Source organism: Spirosoma aerolatum, from assembly GCF_002056795.1.
GTDB lineage: Bacteria > Bacteroidota > Bacteroidia > Cytophagales > Spirosomataceae > Spirosoma > Spirosoma aerolatum.
This window is the reverse complement of the sequence record NZ_CP020104.1, coordinates 76,151-92,592: the sequence shown is the minus strand read 5'-3', so window position 1 is coordinate 92,592 and position 16,442 is coordinate 76,151. Positions and strand designations below refer to the sequence as shown.

General features: G+C 46.7%; 12 protein-coding genes. 6 read left to right on the top strand and 6 right to left on the bottom strand.

Annotated features, from left to right (window positions below; genetic code table 11):
* Positions 1 to 72: 72 nt before the first annotated feature.
* Entirely contained in the window at positions 73 to 660 is a 588-nt protein-coding gene (locus B5M13_RS00370) for an SPOR domain-containing protein (RefSeq protein ID WP_245859632.1), read from the bottom strand.
* A 120-nt stretch (positions 661 to 780) separates the two neighbouring features.
* Here B5M13_RS00370 and murB point away from each other — a divergent pair, with 120 nt between their 5' ends.
* Entirely contained in the window at positions 781 to 1,809 is a 1,029-nt protein-coding gene (murB, locus tag B5M13_RS00365) for a UDP-N-acetylmuramate dehydrogenase (protein ID WP_080053776.1), read from the top strand.
* A 101-nt stretch (positions 1,810 to 1,910) separates the two neighbouring features.
* Here the strand turns inward: murB and B5M13_RS00360 are convergent, their stop codons facing one another.
* Both B5M13_RS00360 and B5M13_RS00355 read right to left on the bottom strand, forming a co-directional pair.
* On the bottom strand, positions 1,911 to 2,825 hold the full coding sequence (locus tag B5M13_RS00360; protein WP_080053775.1) for an ROK family protein: 915 nt from the start codon (positions 2,823 to 2,825) through the stop codon (positions 1,911 to 1,913).
* Between the two features lie 152 nt (positions 2,826 to 2,977).
* Positions 2,978 to 3,652 (bottom strand): SDR family oxidoreductase, encoded by a 675-nt coding sequence (locus B5M13_RS00355; RefSeq protein WP_080059738.1) that lies wholly within the window; start codon positions 3,650 to 3,652, stop codon positions 2,978 to 2,980.
* A gap of 152 nt (positions 3,653 to 3,804) precedes the next feature.
* Between B5M13_RS00355 and B5M13_RS00350 the strand changes: the two genes are divergently transcribed.
* Together B5M13_RS00350 and B5M13_RS00345 are read left to right on the top strand one after the other, a co-directional pair.
* Positions 3,805 to 4,536: an MlaE family ABC transporter permease gene (locus B5M13_RS00350; RefSeq protein WP_080053774.1), complete on the top strand. Its 732-nt coding sequence runs from the start codon at positions 3,805 to 3,807 to the stop codon at positions 4,534 to 4,536.
* Between the two features lie 101 nt (positions 4,537 to 4,637).
* The gene (locus B5M13_RS00345; protein WP_080053773.1) at positions 4,638 to 5,384 is read left to right on the top strand and encodes an ABC transporter ATP-binding protein; all 747 of its coding nucleotides are present in this window, start codon (positions 4,638 to 4,640) and stop codon (positions 5,382 to 5,384) included.
* Between the two features lie 384 nt (positions 5,385 to 5,768).
* On the opposite strand, the gene B5M13_RS00340 is transcribed toward B5M13_RS00345, so the two are convergent.
* Positions 5,769 to 7,847, bottom strand: a complete 2,079-nt coding sequence (locus tag B5M13_RS00340) for a helix-hairpin-helix domain-containing protein (RefSeq protein ID WP_080053772.1) — start codon at positions 7,845 to 7,847, stop codon at positions 5,769 to 5,771.
* A 153-nt stretch (positions 7,848 to 8,000) separates the two neighbouring features.
* Positions 8,001 to 9,263: a hypothetical protein gene (locus tag B5M13_RS00335; protein ID WP_080059737.1), complete on the bottom strand. Its 1,263-nt coding sequence runs from the start codon at positions 9,261 to 9,263 to the stop codon at positions 8,001 to 8,003.
* Between the two features lie 208 nt (positions 9,264 to 9,471).
* Here B5M13_RS00335 and B5M13_RS00330 point away from each other — a divergent pair, with 208 nt between their 5' ends.
* Together B5M13_RS00330 and porZ are read left to right on the top strand one after the other, a co-directional pair.
* The gene (locus B5M13_RS00330) at positions 9,472 to 10,101 is read left to right on the top strand and encodes a thymidine kinase (RefSeq protein WP_080053771.1); all 630 of its coding nucleotides are present in this window, start codon (positions 9,472 to 9,474) and stop codon (positions 10,099 to 10,101) included.
* A 17-nt stretch (positions 10,102 to 10,118) separates the two neighbouring features.
* Complete coding sequence (gene porZ / locus B5M13_RS00325) at positions 10,119 to 12,416, top strand: type IX secretion system anionic LPS delivery protein PorZ (protein ID WP_080053770.1); 2,298 nt, start codon at positions 10,119 to 10,121, stop codon at positions 12,414 to 12,416.
* Between the two features lie 11 nt (positions 12,417 to 12,427).
* On the opposite strand, the gene B5M13_RS00320 is transcribed toward porZ, so the two are convergent.
* Positions 12,428 to 14,860: an outer membrane beta-barrel family protein gene (locus tag B5M13_RS00320; protein ID WP_080053769.1), complete on the bottom strand. Its 2,433-nt coding sequence runs from the start codon at positions 14,858 to 14,860 to the stop codon at positions 12,428 to 12,430.
* Between the two features lie 489 nt (positions 14,861 to 15,349).
* On the opposite strand from B5M13_RS00320, the gene B5M13_RS00315 reads away from it, so the two are divergent.
* Positions 15,350 to 16,330, top strand: a complete 981-nt coding sequence (locus B5M13_RS00315; RefSeq protein WP_080053768.1) for a pyruvate dehydrogenase complex E1 component subunit beta — start codon at positions 15,350 to 15,352, stop codon at positions 16,328 to 16,330.
* Positions 16,331 to 16,442 lie beyond the last annotated feature (112 nt).

Here is a 16,442-nt window from a genome sequence, read left to right as displayed (position 1 = left end):
ATCTAGGTTGAAGCACGTGCAAAAGTTTACACATTAGCTTCTAAGTTAACATCTATTTATCTAAATCTTAAATTACTTTATTAATAGGCTACGCCGAATATCCACTTTGTCGGGTTGTAACTGGGCTGATGACACAAATCTGTGAATCGATGAATAATATCGCTCCGCATCTAAGCGACGCATAAAGTCGCCTACTTTTAGTTTATAAGTTGGCTGATTATACGTAAGGTAAGGGCTAAGTTCTGGAAAATTCTGAGAGATCAGCAACTTGGCTGCTTCTGCTTCCTGTCGCTGATTACCCACATAAACCTGAATCCGATAACCAGGCGCATAACGAATCGACCGATTTTGAGTGGCTATTGTATCCATAACCAGGTCAAGTTTACGATTTATATGCAAGGCTTCGATAGGTGCATTCGGCTTCCGGGCGTCTGTTCGTCGGGGCGTATTGGTCGGATTAGTTACTGGGGTAGTAGAACGATTAGTTGATGGGTTAGAGGTAGCCGGATTCGGATTATACACAGGTCGTACGGATGCCAGATCTTCATTGTAGCTGTTGTAATCGACTGTCGAACTGCCTGACGAGACCGAACGACTACTGGCACAACCGGATATTGTCAGTACAACAAGTACCGATAATACTCCTAATTTACAAGGCATACTCTTATTCCGCATGACGCAAAAATAGCATTTTGTTGCTTCGATTGCTTAACCCTTTATATTCCGGTATAAACCCATGCTGGATTTTAGCTAATTTTGGGCTCTTATCAAGTCGAACACATGCTGAGTATACAGAGCCACGTGTCGCTAAAACCGTATAATACGTTTCGGATTGATGCCAGCGCACGCTATTGGGTCGATATTAGTAACGAAGACGACCTCCAAACGTTACTTCAACTAGCTGAATTTTTGGATACTCCTAAATTAATTCTCGGTGGAGGCAGTAATGTCCTTCTCTGCCAGAATTTCGACGGATTGGCCGTTAAAGTAAGCTTTCAGGGTATCGATGTAGTGCGAGAAGATGATACGCATGTGTATGTAAAAGCGGGTGGGGGTGTAAACTGGCACCAACTGGTTATGCACTGTGTCGATCAGGATTATGCAGGGATTGAAAACCTATCGCTTATTCCGGGTACAGTTGGCGCTGCTCCCATGCAAAATATTGGCGCTTACGGCGTTGAACTCGAACAGGTATTCGACTCATTAACGGCCGTACATATTCAGACAGGTCATACCCGAACCTTTGGCCATGCCGATTGTGCATTTGGCTATCGCGAGAGCGTTTTTAAACGTGAACTCAAAGGCCAGTATATAATCACCAGTGTTACACTACGACTCGATAAGGTTCCAACGTTTCATACACGCTATGGTGCCATTCAGGAGACACTAGCTGACATGGGTGTTTCGGAAGATAACCTGTCGATAAAAGCCATCAGTGAGGCTGTGATACATATCCGACGAAGCAAGCTTCCCGATCCGGCCCAAATCGGGAATGCCGGTAGTTTCTTTAAAAATCCGGAAATCCCCAAGGCTCAGTTCAACCAGCTAAAAGCAAACTACCCAACCTTACCAGGCTATCCTGTCGGCGATGACTTTGTGAAGGTTCCGGCTGGCTGGCTTATTGAGCAGGCTGGTTGGAAGGGCTACCGATCGGGCGATGCAGGTGTCCATGCTAAACAGGCACTTGTCCTGGTCAATTACGACAAAGCGACGGGGAACCAGATTCTGGCTCTTGCTAAGCAGGTGCAGGAGTCCGTTCAGAAAAAATATGGTATTACAATCACACCTGAAGTCAATATTATCAGGTAAGGAACCATCGATTTCATATAAGTAGAGCAGTGAGTGAAAGTAGCATGAAAACTACTTCATTCACTGCTCTACTTGTTTTACGCACATGTTTCAGCATCAACTTATTCAAAACAAAGCGATGCAGCACCCAGTAAACCTGCATCGTTACCAAGCGTGGCCCGTTTGATGCTTAGGCCGTTTTTATAGTACGGATTCAGCCAGTAATCGAGCGTTTTATTTACAGCAGGTAAAATATAATCGAAGGAAGCTGATAACCCTCCACCAATTAGTACCTGTTTAATATCCAGAATCTTGATCAGAGCCGCTAAGCCTTCGCCTAACATTTCGCCTACTTCCGTCCAGATTTGCAGGGCCAGTTCGTCGCCTTCAGCGGCAGCCGCTACTAATCCAGTGGTCGAAATATTACCATCGTCAGGCAAATGCGTTTCGCCGGTATAGCTTTTCCGGCGCTCATTAGCCAGTTGGAGCAATTCTACCTTTCCGATGTTACGTTCCAGTACCCGACCATTCCGCGAAGGAATGTGGCCAGGCTCCATAGCATTCCCATCGCCCCCGGTAAAAATTTTCTTATTAATGATAGCAGCTCCACCAACACCCGTGCCCAGTGTGATGAAGATGTAGTTTTCGGTAATACGCTCTTCGGCAAAATAATACTCGCCTAAAGCCGCAGCGTTGGCATCGTTCGCCAGAAAAAACTGAATGCCCGGAAAGCGCTTAGTTAGCAACTCGACCATCGGCTCCCCATTGATTTCTGGAATCGCCGTGATTTCGAGCGGAATCGTACGTTCACGATTCAGCATACCGGGCAGACCGATACCTACTTTTTTTACGTCTTTGTTATTTAACAGCTGAAGGGCAACGGCATCGCCAAAGCGCTCGATAAAGTGGCCCGATTCGCGCCAACTGATGGTGTCGTGGCTGTAGAAATTTGAAATTTTACCCGTATTGGCATCGACAATGCCCATTTTGACGTTTGTGCCGCCAACGTCAATACCTAAATACTCAACGGAAGCCATTCGTAGCAATAATCAGTTTAACAATGAATAATGGTCAGTGTACAAGAGCGATGAAGAGCGTGCAAGTTACGAAAGAGTGGTCAGTAATAGCCATTAAGCTCAAGGAGTTTAAGACTACTTTGTCCCCAATGCGTCATAATTAACCTCAATTCCTAAATATCGCCAAGTTGGGGGCGGATTAGAATCTCCTCAACCACAGCATTTTTTGACAACGAATAAGCCGCCCAGGCGCTGTTAGCGACATCTTCAGCTTTCATAAATCGCTCTTCAGGCAAATCGGTCCCCTGCCAGCTAGCCGTAAGCGTTGCACCCGGCAAAATAGCCGTAACTTTCACATCGTGGGGTTTCAATTCCTCGCGCAAAACCCGGCTCATGCCCAGCAGAGCAAATTTTGAAATGCAGTAAGACCCACCATTCGTATAGGCTGTAATGCTGGCTGTAGAGCACATCATAAAAATATGTCCCTGCCGACGCGAAATCATATCCCCAACCAGCCCCCGCGTCAGGTGGTAAGCGCTGGCCACGTTCGTATTCATCAGCGTCTCAAAGGTTCCTTCGGCCTCCTGGTGAATTTCGCCCGGTAAAAATATCCCGGCATTATTTACTAACACATCGACTGGGCGACCTAACGATTGAATGTAAGTCAACAAGGCATTTACACCCGAACGATTCGATAGATCAGCGGCAACAGGCAGCAGGCCCGGACCTTCTATCCCTTCAACTGATCGGGCACAGACGATCGTATCGAACCCTTCTGTTATAAATCGATCGGCAATAGCCCGACCAATCCCTTTGGTTCCTCCCGTAACAACAAGTAGTGGATTCATGTAAAAAACAGCTATGTCAGGCATTTTCCGGTGCAGAAAACACGCGGTTTAGCCTACGGCGCAAGTTACGTCAGAAACCATTCTATCTTTACGAGGGTTCTTTCGAATGACTATCATTCACTGTATTCCTCTACAGTTCTGGCTACTGATTTATGTCACGATTAGGCAGTTATTTTATCTTTTTGGGTACCCTATTCCGTAACCCGGAGAAATTTCGCGTTTATGTGGGCCTCATTCTCAACGAATGTACCAATATTGGCGTTGGGTCAATTTTTATTGTAGCGCTCGTTAACTCGTTTATTGGTGCGGTCACCTGTGTACAAACGGCCTATAATCTCACAAATCCGTTTGTTCCGAAAAATATTATTGCACTGATTGTCCGCGACAGTTCGATTCTGGAATTAGCGCCCACCTTATCCTGCATAGTACTAGCCGGAAAAGTGGGGTCGAATATTGCCAGTGAGCTAGGTACAATGCGCATTACGGAGCAGATCGACGCCCTGGAGGTGATGGGGATCAATTCCAGTTCCTATCTTGTACTACCCAAAGTGATTGCTTCCGTTCTGATGTTTCCCCTGCTGGTTATTATGGCTGGTTTTCTGGCAATACTAGGTGGATACATTGCCGGAACGCTGGCTGGGGTTATTTCTTCAGAAGATTATATATCGGGACTCCGCTTCGAGTACAAGCCCTTTGGTGTTACGTTCGCTCTTATCAAAACCGTAGTCTTTGCCTTTTTAATCTCTACGATTTCGGCCTATAGAGGCTACAACGTACGCGGAGGAGCGCTCGAAGTTGGCGCAGCCTCTACGGCAGCCGTAACCAACAGTTGCGTAGCGATCGTAGCCGCCGATTTTATTCTAACGCAGATGTTACTCACGTAATGTTGAATGCCTGAATGATTGAATGATTGAATTAAGAGGGCTGAATAAAGCCATTCAATCATTCAATCATTCAATCATTCAGGCATTCAATCATTGAACCGATGATTGAAATCAAAAATATAGCGAAATCCTTTGGGGGGCGTCAGATTCTGGCGGGCGTCAGCGGTACATTCAAACAGGGCGATACCAGTCTGGTCATTGGCAGTAGCGGTACGGGTAAAAGCGTATTATTAAAGTGTATGATTGGGTTGGTAAAGCCCGATTCAGGTGAGGTTCTCTACGACGGGCGTAATTTTTTGAAAAGTGACCTGAATCAGCAAAAAGCCATCCGCCGGGAGATGGGCGTTCTGTTTCAGGGATCTGCTCTGTTCGATTCGAAGACTGTGCTGGAAAACGTTCGGTTCCCGCTCGATATGCTTACAGAACAGGCCGAAAGTGAAAAACTGGATCGTGCTCACGAATGCCTGCGCCGGGTAGGTCTTGCCGAAGCTGCCGATCGGATGCCTTCTGAAATCAGTGGCGGCATGAAGAAACGGGTTGGCATTGCCAGAGCGATTGTCCTGAACCCCAAATACTTATTCTGCGACGAACCCAACTCTGGCCTTGATCCACTCACCTCTATCAAGATAGATCAGCTCATCTCTGAAATCACCGATGAGTTTAAGATCACAACCGTCGTCATTACGCACGACATGAACTCGATGATGGAAATCGGTGAGAAAATCATGTTTCTGTACCAGGGCGAAAAATTGTGGGAAGGCAATAGTACAACCCTTACGCAATCGCACGTTCCCGAACTAAACGAGTTTATCAACGCCAACAAGCTGATTCGGGAAATGGAAAAATGACAGGCTGGTTCTGGTCAGTTTATTTTTCAAAATCGATGATTTCAACAGAGAATGTCGGTAGGCTGTACATTGATTCACAGATCAATACAGGTAAATTGCTCAATATCTAATAACAAGTTTGTCCCAATAGCCCATGCAGATAAGGCTTATGCCGCTTGTCTTTGGATGGCTTCATTCAATGCCCACCAACTTTCGCTACCTTTTGGCTCTGCTCGGCGATACGTTTGATTTGCTCGGGTGACATCGAGGGCTACTCAGATACTTTCCTGATTAATCGCTTGTTCAGCACTTTGTGGAAGTTGTTCAATTCGATTTCTTTGACTTTCTTCATTGTCGTAAAGATTGGTCATTTAGATAAAGATAAGCGTTTTATTGGTGAGTCAATCAAAACCGCCATCGGGCCTGTAGTTTCACCTCGGTTTTATGCGGAGCATTAATCTGCTCCAAATCGGAACCAACGGCAGTCTGATTGGTGTAGTCCGTTCTGGCCCAGCGCACCCATATATCCAGATGGCGACTCAGGTTATACTGCGCCAGGAAATAATGGCGAACACCCCGATTAAAGTAAGCAGGAAACGAAAATGCGTAGAGCACATCACGCTCGTACACATATTGTCGACTGTCGTAATCGTCCGTTCCGAATAAAGCGATCCGGCCGCTAAGGCTGAAACGTCGGTAGTCCCACGTAGCATCCTGCGCCAAGGTGAATCCATTAGAAGCAGGTTGCCCTGCATACACAAAACTGCCCCATTGTATGCGCGACCGCAATGAAAAACCCCGCATCAATGTGTATTCGGCATTCAGTGCGTAGCTTCTACGGGCAGTACCAACTACATCTTTCTGTTTATCTACCGTCAGATTCTTTTGCTTATGCTCTTCGTGATAAACGCCATAAAACGTGGTTTGTCGGTTGGGGGTGTACCGAACCTGAAGCAAATAATCGAATCCGTTTGAGGGCTTATCGACCAGATACTTCAGCCAGGGGAAATTGAAATAATCCACAAAGCCGCCTACGGACAGCTTCCGGTAAATGGTATACTTTAACCCCAGATAGGCTCCTTCTTCGTTGCTATTCCGGCTTCCTTCGCTAAAAGCATTCCCATAAAAGCTATGAAAATTTGGGTCGTAGTGCCGCAGAACAACCGCCATATCCAATTTTTTAGTCAGGCTAGCCAAAGCTCCACCTACAAACCCTATACCCCCTGAATTTGTAGCCGAGCCACTACTGCGGGCCAATTCAGCGAACAGATTCCAGTTTCGCCAGATATATCCTCCGTGCACACCTACAACCAGGTTATGCGTACCCGTAAACTCATACGCATTGTAGGCCTGATCGCGCTTCTGGAAAAACGTATCATAGGTGGTGCGTAATACCGTAAGCCCAAGCTGCAGTTGATGGCGATTTTGGTAAAGCAGATGGGCGCCCAGATTAGTTTCCATCAAACTACCCTGATCGGCTCGTTCAGACTGTGTTCGGTGAAGGCCAGAGGTTTGCAGTGAAGTAGCCACAAGACCGGTACCCGAGCTATCGGTATTAGCGTCCCGGCGGATTCGGGAAGCCAGCAAGGTTATAGTAAGACGTTGATGCAAAGCATAGGTCGCCGTTATACCCCGAAAATACCCAAATTCCGTCAAGGATGTATACGGGCGAGACCCCAACGTTGGACGACGAACGGTTTGAACTGTTTCGGCACTTTTTCCAAGCACAAAACCTGCCGATAGAATCAAACCTTGCCCTACCTGCAATTGATAGTCACCCAACAGGATGCTTTTCCAGCGCCCTCGATTTTGAAGCTGTGCATGGAATGAAAGATAATCGGCGCCATAACGTCGGCTTTCGGGATGCCAATCGATCCGCTCACCGGGGTCCTTTTCCAGGGTTAGTCCGAAACTAAAAGCACGGGGCCGACTGTAGCGATATCGTAGATACCACTGGCTGGCATCACCTACATAACGCGTAGGAAAATTCCCTTTTTTATCGGGCGTTGCTTCTGAAAAGCCTTTTTGTTCTTCCAGTATACGTTCATAACGGACAATCAGGTAATTATCGGTGGGAGTAGGCAAAGCCCCTAACAGACCCCGACTGCCTGCTACGGTTATGAAAGGGAGTAAACGCCGGATCGTCGCCAGGTCGAAGTTGGGCACCGCCTGAAGTTCATAGATTGACAATAAATCCCCGAATCCAGCCCGATAAGTCGCTAAACTGGTTAGCTGACGTTCTGAGAGCAGATTCGTAGCTTCAAGCTCGTCGCGAGTAGCCGTGTTGAGATCAATTGGATTGGCATATAGCTGTGTGAGCGCATCATAGATAGCCTGATAATCAACCCCTTCTGTTTGTACAGGAAATAGGTCTTGTAGATACTGGCTTATATCAGCATCTCGGCGCAGCGGTGTATTAGTTTGTGAAAAAGCAGCCGATGAAGCTAACCATCCGGCTATACAGAGCAGGTAAACTGTTCGCAAAATCGTTTGGGAGTCCGGTTCAATAATCGTAATAAACTACCAATGCTAATGAGTTCGGGAGATAAACAGCCCCCATGAGCACTGTAGTCTATTGGACGAATGGACGCCCCAAAAGATACATTAGTCAACAAAAAAGATACTTGTAGCTAGAGACTAGGCGAACCGCCGTTTTAAAATTTCGACCAATTCGCTAACTTCATCACTGCTCATATCCCACATGTACTGCGAAGCATAGCGATATGAAATCAGATCAAGTGCTTCACCATAATTGCTCAGCTTATCGATCTCGTCAACGGCCTGATTATAGGCATTGGAATTTCCATTGAAAAGCTGATTGATAAACCGAAACTTCTGGTTCAGCGATATACTTCGGGCTACACTTTCGATAGGTGCCCGGTGGAATGTCTCGGCAACTGTAGCTGGTTCCGTCGTTGCTGTTTCCCGTAAAGTATCATTGAGTGTTGCGGGTCCATCATTCGGCACAACAACGGGTTTAACTTCAGGGGCTACAGGGGTACTGATTGCCCCAGTTTCTAACTGCGAGGGTTGGCTGATGGGTGCCACTGGTTCAGGGCCAGACGAACCAGAGAGAAACATAGGTCCAGCAGTACTACCTGTTTCTGAGCGCTCAGTAGCAGGGACAGGATCAGGCTGTGGCGCTACAGCAGGTGGAGCTTCACTTTCAGGAACCGATTCGACAGGTACCAACGGGGCAGGTGGTATCGACGATTCAGTGGCTGTATCGAAAAACGAACGGGTCGGTGTAGCTAATAGACTATCATGAACATGGCTTCGAAGCAAAGTTGACACGTTCATGGGGAGCTTTTCCGAAAAGAGGGCCACAAACTTATCGTATGGCTCCAGTTCATTTCCTTTCTGAGTCAGAGCTTCATCCAGATAAATCAACGCCTGATTCACATAGATGAACGACTTCCCGTTCATTCGCTGCGTGATATAGGTCGGAATAAACTGGTTAATTTTCGTGTAACGCGTGATTTGCTTCATGGCAGCCGCTGTTACCGTAAAGTCGGGCTGGCTCCGTAGCACATCATCAAAGTAGGCACGAGGATCAAAAATCATGATAATCGTGCGTCGCACAGCATCGGCCAGTAAGGGTTCGAGATGTTCGCGTCGAACACAGATGTATTGCGAAACAACGTTCATGAAGTTTTGCAATGCCTCTTGTACTTCTTCGTTCGTAAAGTCGAAATAAGGGCTTCTGAACTTTTCGGCATCAGCTTGCCATTTATCAGATAAACTACTGATAATAAACAGGTTTATCTGGTTAATAGGCGTTAACGACATGATTTGCTGACCATTGATCGTCGTATGCTGTTGATAAAAATCAGCAGCAATCCGGCGAGCGTAGGACTTGCTATATTCAGAAAGAGCGTTCGCGTTAAACTTGTTCGACATCAGGAAAAGCCTTTGTTTTGTAAATATATAGCTTTCGGCCACAAACCGACTGTTATCACTAAAGAAATCAAATGCTGCGGGCTGTAACCCATAATTCAGTCCGACAACGGGCAACCCGTGAGGATATATGAAGCAATGTCCTTGCCGGGAATTCATATACGTTTAAGGTACAAGTAGGTTATAGTCGTTACGTTTTTATCGTTTACTCATGTTTATTGAACCTTCCCGCCGACGTGACCCACCCCATCTGCGCACTGGCTGGATTGAAGTCATCTGCGGATCGATGTTTTCCGGAAAAACGGAAGAGCTAATCCGACGACTTAATCGTGCCCGGATTGCCAAGCTAAAGGTGCAGATTTTTAAGCCTGCTCTGGACAATCGCTATCACGCAGAAAATATTGTTTCGCACTCGGCTGTTGCGATTCATTCTAGCCCTGTGCAAACAGCGAGCCAAATTTTATTATTGGCCGGTGATTGCGAAGTAGTTGGCATTGATGAAACCCAATTTTTTGACAAAGAAATCGTTTCCATATGCAATGAGCTGGCCAATCAGGGCAAACGAGTCATCGTTGCCGGGCTCGATATGGACTTTGCCGGTAATCCATTTGGCTGCATGCCTCAGCTCATGGGCATAGCCGAGTATGTTACAAAAGTACATGCTATTTGTGTAGTTTGTGGCGACATAGCCCACTACTCTTACCGTCTTGTACCTTCGCAGGAGCGGGTACTCCTGGGCGAGACCGATAGCTACGAAGCTCGTTGTCGCCGGTGTTTTAACCTGGGCGACGATGCCGTACGAAAGGAATGGGCTTACGAAGACGTTAAGAATGATGACTGACCTAGTGGTTATGAATAATGAAAAATGTACAATGGATACGTTATCTGGTTTCGTATAAATGGCCTTCGCGTTCATTATCGCTTTTTCATTGTTCATTATTCATTATCCATTGTACATTTTTCATTGTTCATTATTCATTTGCGCAGATTGGTACCTGGCAAACGCATGTCAGTTATCAATCAGGGCAGTCAGTCGCTGTAGTCGGTAATAAAATTTACGCAGCTACGCAAAACGGCTTGTTCTATTATGACAAGATTACGCAGGAGACAACCAGCTTAACCAAGAATTCTGGGCTTAGTGATGCCGGTGTTAGTCGACTTCTGTATCTGGCTGATCAATCCAAATTACTGATTGCCTATCGGAGTGGGAATCTTGATTTCATGACGCTGACCAATGATGGAGAGCCCGGAGCGGTTAATAATGTCAACACCGTTGTAGCGGCTTCTACCCTACCATCCGCCAGAACGATTTATCACATCAATCGAATTGGTAACAACGCTTACCTTAGTACCGATTTCGGCCTGGTTGTTTTAGACCTGATCAAGTATGAAATCAGGGATACCTATTTCAGTCAACGTACCGACGGCACACCCCTTCCGATTTACCAGACTGTAGCGACTACCGACAGCCTATATGCACTGACAGGACCGATACGGGCTACCGATACGGGTTTTCGCCTACGTGCCATTCGTTTTGCGGCCAATGTAAATATTGCAGATCCAGCCAATTGGCGAAGTGTAACTGAACCATCCACCTTGATGAGTTCATTGATCGTTGATCAGAATCGTCTTTATGTTTCTGTAAATGGCACCGGAATTTATCTGAGAAATAATGGCTCATGGGTGTTGTTCCGTTCCAGTACGGACCCAATCATTCGGTTATTTCCATCGGCAGCAGGCCCAATAGTCGCTACTAGTCAGTCTATTCTTCTTCCGAATCCAGTAACATTTACCGGGGCGCTCCTGGTCAACCCTCGTGAAGTGGTTGCCGATGGTACCAACGTTTGGGTAACCGATACGCAGAGTGGTCTACTTTATGGCACCATAGGTCAATTTCAGCGTATTGCTCCTGAAGGCCCTTCCCGCGATCAGTATGTAGGTCTATACACCTATCCGCAAACGCTCGTAACATTACCCACAGGACCGCTGGATGCAACGAGCCTGTCAACAAACCAGCCTCCCTATGAGGCCTTTTCAGTTACGAATAACCGTTGGGTAGCTCCTTCAACCAATGGCCTGACTCGCGGTTTTAATGCTGCGGCCTACCTCCCATCTGAGCAGCGTCTTTACGTAAGCACGTTTGGTGCCGGGCTATGGAGCCAGTCGAGCGATCAACCACCAATACCCGTTACGCTTCCGGCTACGATTAGCCCATTTATCAGTAGCCTGGCAACCGATTCGAAAGGTAATTTGTGGATAACAACCGGACGGACGACTTCATCACAATCGGCTACGTTGCATGTACGTAAGCCCGACGGAACCTTCCAATCGTTCCCTGTTGTCACCCAAACCAACATTCTTCAGATTGTACCGGATGATAATGGGTTTCTGTGGCTTCGGCCTGATGTCGGCGGAGGCTTACTGGTTGTTGATCCTCAAACCAATCGTAGTCGTTACTTGACGACGCAAACAGGGCAGGGCGGATTACTCACCAACAGCGTTCGTGCTTTGGTAAAAGATCGAAATGGGATTATCTGGGTAGGCACCGACTTAGGCCCGACCCTTTTCGACAATCCAGCCGGAGCGTTCGATGCGGTTATCGATGCCCAGCCACCTATTTTAAACCGGCGTCGACTGTTGGCCAACGAACAGATTACGGCAATCGCAGTCGATGGAGGAAATCGAAAATGGATCGGTACGCAGAAAGGCATTTATCATGTAGCACCCGACGGATCACAGCTACTGGACACATTCACGGCCGACAATAGCCCTTTGCCCAGCAACACCATCCAGGCATTAGCCATTGAACCTACACGTGGGGTACTCTTTGTTCAGACGCCAAATGGCCTAGTATCGTATCAAGCACCAGCTACAGAGCCCACTGATGTACTGAGCAACATCACTATTTTCCCGAATCCCGTCCGACCTGACTTCTCGGGCAACGTGGGCATACAAGGCCTTACGGAGAATGCAACCGTAAAAATTCTTGACGCAGGCGGCAAACTGGTCTATGAGACCCGCTCACAGGGCGGAACAGCTAGCTGGAATCTGATCGACTATCTAGGTCGTCAGGCACAAACGGGCATTTATCTGATTGTTGTCGTTACAAAAGATGGTGCAGAGGGGCTGGCGGGTAAACTTGCCGTGGTTCGCTAGGAAAGGCCATGTTATCGACGGCCATCGTCATTGCTTATTTTTTTGCTTTGTTTGCCTCCTGAACTCATCTGGCCAAACTTATAGCTCAAGGTCAAGCGTACCGAGCGATTGACAAACAGCGACGTATTTTGTGCCGTGAAAGTAGGAGCAAACTGCTCGCCAGTTTGCCGATTACTTCGGTTGAATGGATTATTGAGGTTGAGTGTCAGCGTGATTTTTTTATCCATCAATTCTTTTTTTGCCGACAAGCCGTAATAATACCAGCCCGAATTACGGCTTTGTAGCGAAATCCATCCTGAATTAACGTAGCCATTCGCCTGCAAGGTGAAATCTTTGGGTAATTTATACGACGCATTAGGCCCCACGCTCCATACCCAACCGCTGGTGCGCTGATTAAGCGCTACGCTTGTTAAATCGACGTAAGTAAGTTCGGTATTCAGGCTAATATTGGTCTGTTTGTTAGGCTGAAGCGTAACACTCATGTTAGCACCATAGCTGGCATTTCGCCCAATATTCTGTGGTGCCGACAAGGCCGTTCCCTGCGCATCGACCGTTGTCAGCCATTCGATGGAGTTGTTTGTCTGCCGCCAGAATAAAGCCGCATTGAATGAAGACCCTTCTTTCCCAAATGTGCTGTACGACACTTCTGTAGCATGGGTCAATTCGGGATTTAAAAATGGATTACCTGTCTGGACGTTCTTGGGATCGCTGTAGTTTTTGTATGGATTCAAATACCAGATCATTGGGCGAGAAATCCGTTGGGTATAATTAACCTTCACAGTATGCTTGTTATGGAAGGTTTTCGCCAGCGTAAAACTCGGAATCAGGTTTTGATACTGATTGGAGAATCGACTTTGCGTTGTGACAAAATCGCCTTGTATAGACGTATTTTCAAGCCGGACCCCTGCTGTCAGATTCCACTTTCGTTTTGAGTCCATTTTCATCGACGCATACCCCGACGTAACCCGTTGACTATACGTAAACTCACTGGATCGATTTGGATCAATTCTGTAATCCTGTTCCAGGCCAGTAGTTGCCTGTTCGATAACATACTCGCTACCGATGTTTCGTAAGATTGACTTGGCCCCAGCTTCCAGTTTAAAACTAAGCGTATCGTGTTTCGTTCGAGCCGTCAACGGATGGATGTAATCTGTCTGGAACGTGTATTCATTGTTGCGACTGAGATTTGTACTTCGCTCCAAATACGTCGGTATCGTCGATTCAATTCCGGTTTGCTGGATGGTATAGTAATAGTTGTCGGGCATCCGGGCATATTGTGTTAAGACCGAAAGCTCCCGCCCTGGCTTCTTAAACGATTTGGTCCAGCCAAGATTAAACTCCGTATTACCAAAAGGATTTCGAAACTGAATATCACGGTGATAAGCCTGCACTACATTTCCCTGTATATCAGTCAGGCGGCTATCTAGTGTGCTATTATTGGGGAAAGTCCCACCCCAAGCGTTGGCCGAAAAATTGATTCGGTTCGTCGTATCGGGATCGTAATCAACGCTCAATTCTCCGTAACCGCTCGTTCCCGTGTTATCGCGAAACGTACTCTGCTTTAACATACTGGTCGGGATCCCATTCGTGAGAGCCGTACGCGTGCTGCTGGTTTCGCCAATACCTCGAAACTGGTCGCCATTCAGTGAAATCGCAACGCCCAGCTTTTTACCTTTTACTGTCAGATTCCCGCCAATTGATCGATTTAAATTTCCCCCAGTCAGATTAACAGTACCATTTGTTCCCTGAATAGCCTTCTTCGTAATAATATTGATAACCCCTGCCGATCCTTCAGCATCGTATTTTGCACCAGGACTCGTAATGACTTCCACCGATTTAATAATGTTGGCTGGCATCTGTTTAAGTGCGTCAGCCAGATTACGAGCCATAATACTGGAAGGCTTTCCATTCACCAGCACTTTAATATTGCCGCTACCCCGCATTTTTAAATTTCCATCCAAGTCAACCGTAAGCATCGGTACTTTACGAAGCACATCAGCGGCTGTACCGCCCGTATTGGTTGCATCTTTTTCCGCATTATAAACCAATCGATCACCTTTATCTTCGACCAGGGCTTTCTGCCCCACCACAGCCACTTCTTTCAAATTCCGCGTATCAACTACCAATTTAATTTGCCCTAAATCGATCCATGATTTCTCCGTCGTTATCCTGATAGAGTCCAATAGTTTGGTACGATACCCTACAAAGGAAATTTCCAGTTTATAGGCACCGACAACAATTTTTTCGAACTGGAAGTCGCCATTTTCCTTCGTCGTTACACCCGTAATGAGTTTATTATCTGCGGTTTTAAGCGCTACTGTGGCAAAAGGAATAGGCTTGGTCGTTAGTGAATCAATCAGTACCCCACGAATTTGCCCTATGCCCGACTGGCTAAAGGAAAGAAACGGTGATAAATAAAAAAGAATCAGGCAAAGGTTTTTCATAACTACAGAATCAAACTTCAATGGCTAATTAGCTACTGAGCAAAAGTAATGCGACAAAAACCAGCGGTTGATGATATTAGGATTCGTTAACATTCTTTGACAATCTTTAACAATTGCCGTTGTCTGAACTGCATTAATACACTGTAAAGTAAGCCTTAGACTGTTTTCTGTCATTCCGAGGAACGAGGAAGCTTCGGATAAGTATTGTATTTCTTCCTCACCCGAAGCTTCCTCGTTCCTCGGAATGACAGAAAACAGTCTAAGGCTTAGCTTGGTATGATTACCATTATGGTTATACGGATGTATAAAGACAGACCAAACCAGCTAATTTTTTCCTCGTTATAAGCGTACTGGTTTAAGATCCGGGAAAGCTTTTGATCGGATTTGATGAATCAGGGCATTTTGCCTAATTTTGGCTGATTTTTAGCCCCTGCACCCGATGCAGTAGTGTAATTGGGTAAGTTACTAACCGAAATTAATGCACTCAATATGAGAGAAATACAGTTCCGCGAAGCCCTACGGGAGGCCATGTCGGAAGAAATGCGCCGGGACCCACTAGTCTACCTGATGGGCGAAGAAGTCGCCGAATACAATGGAGCCTATAAAGTTAGCCAGGGTATGCTGGACGAATTCGGAGCAGAACGGGTAATCGATACCCCTATCGCCGAACTTGGTTTCGCAGGCATTGGTGTTGGTTCGGCCATGAATGGTTTACGCCCCATTATTGAGTTTATGACCTTCAACTTCTCGCTGGTGGCGATTGATCAGGTCATCAACTCAGCGGCTAAAGTTATGTCGATGTCGGGCGGGCAGTATTCCTGCCCGATTGTGTTTCGGGGCCCTACCGGAAACGCTGGTATGCTGTCGTCGCAGCACTCGCAGAACTTTGAAAACTGGTTTGCCAATACACCTGGCCTGAAAGTCGTGGTTCCTTCAAACCCCTACGATGCCAAAGGTCTGCTGAAATCAGCCATTCGCGACAATGATCCGGTCATCTTCATGGAATCGGAGTTAATGTATGGCGACAAAGGGCAGGTTCCCGAAGAAGAGTATCTGATTCCGATTGGCCAGGCCAATGTAGTTCGGGAAGGCAACGACGTAACGATTGTCTCGTTCGGTAAGATCATGAAAGTAGCATTAGCGGCTGCTGATGAGCTGGCCAAAAATGGTGTATCGGCTGAAGTAATCGATCTGCGTTCGGTTCGTCCAATCGATTATGCTACCATTATCAACTCGGTGAAGAAAACCAACCGGTGTGTGATTGTCGAAGAAGCCTGGCCGCTAGCAGCCATTTCGTCGGAATTAACCTACAACATTCAGCGAAACGCATTCGATTATCTGGATGCTCCAGTCATTCGGGTCAACAGCATGGATCTGCCCCTTCCTTATGCACCAACGCTTATCGAAGCGATTCTGCCCAACGTAAAACGTACCTTACAGGCCGTTGAATCGGTGATGTATAAGAAGTAGTAATCACACGATATACCAGCAAAGGAGCGATAGCCTGTGTGGTTACCGCTCCTTTGCTTTTTAGACCAATATCAATAAAAAATCCCGGCCGTTTTTCACAGTCGGGAGTTGA

What these genes read in the sequence shown, in the direction of transcription:
- B5M13_RS00315 (WP_080053768.1), top strand. Translation starts at nt 15,350, where the DNA reads ATGAGAGAAATACAGTTCCGCGAAGCCCTACGGGAGGCCATGTCGGAA.
- B5M13_RS00345 (WP_080053773.1), top strand. Translation starts at nt 4,638, where the DNA reads ATGATTGAAATCAAAAATATAGCGAAATCCTTTGGGGGGCGTCAGATT.
- murB (WP_080053776.1), top strand. Translation starts at nt 781, where the DNA reads ATGCTGAGTATACAGAGCCACGTGTCGCTAAAACCGTATAATACGTTT.
- porZ (WP_080053770.1), top strand. Translation starts at nt 10,119, where the DNA reads ATGAAAAATGTACAATGGATACGTTATCTGGTTTCGTATAAATGGCCT.
- B5M13_RS00330 (WP_080053771.1), top strand. Translation starts at nt 9,472, where the DNA reads ATGTTTATTGAACCTTCCCGCCGACGTGACCCACCCCATCTGCGCACT.
- B5M13_RS00355 (WP_080059738.1), bottom strand. Translation starts at nt 3,652, where the DNA reads ATGAATCCACTACTTGTTGTTACGGGAGGAACCAAAGGGATTGGTCGG.
- B5M13_RS00350 (WP_080053774.1), top strand. Translation starts at nt 3,805, where the DNA reads ATGTCACGATTAGGCAGTTATTTTATCTTTTTGGGTACCCTATTCCGT.
- B5M13_RS00320 (WP_080053769.1), bottom strand. Translation starts at nt 14,860, where the DNA reads ATGAAAAACCTTTGCCTGATTCTTTTTTATTTATCACCGTTTCTTTCC.
- B5M13_RS00370 (WP_245859632.1), bottom strand. Translation starts at nt 660, where the DNA reads ATGCCTTGTAAATTAGGAGTATTATCGGTACTTGTTGTACTGACAATA.
- B5M13_RS00335 (WP_080059737.1), bottom strand. Translation starts at nt 9,263, where the DNA reads ATGTCGAACAAGTTTAACGCGAACGCTCTTTCTGAATATAGCAAGTCC.
- B5M13_RS00360 (WP_080053775.1), bottom strand. Translation starts at nt 2,825, where the DNA reads ATGGCTTCCGTTGAGTATTTAGGTATTGACGTTGGCGGCACAAACGTC.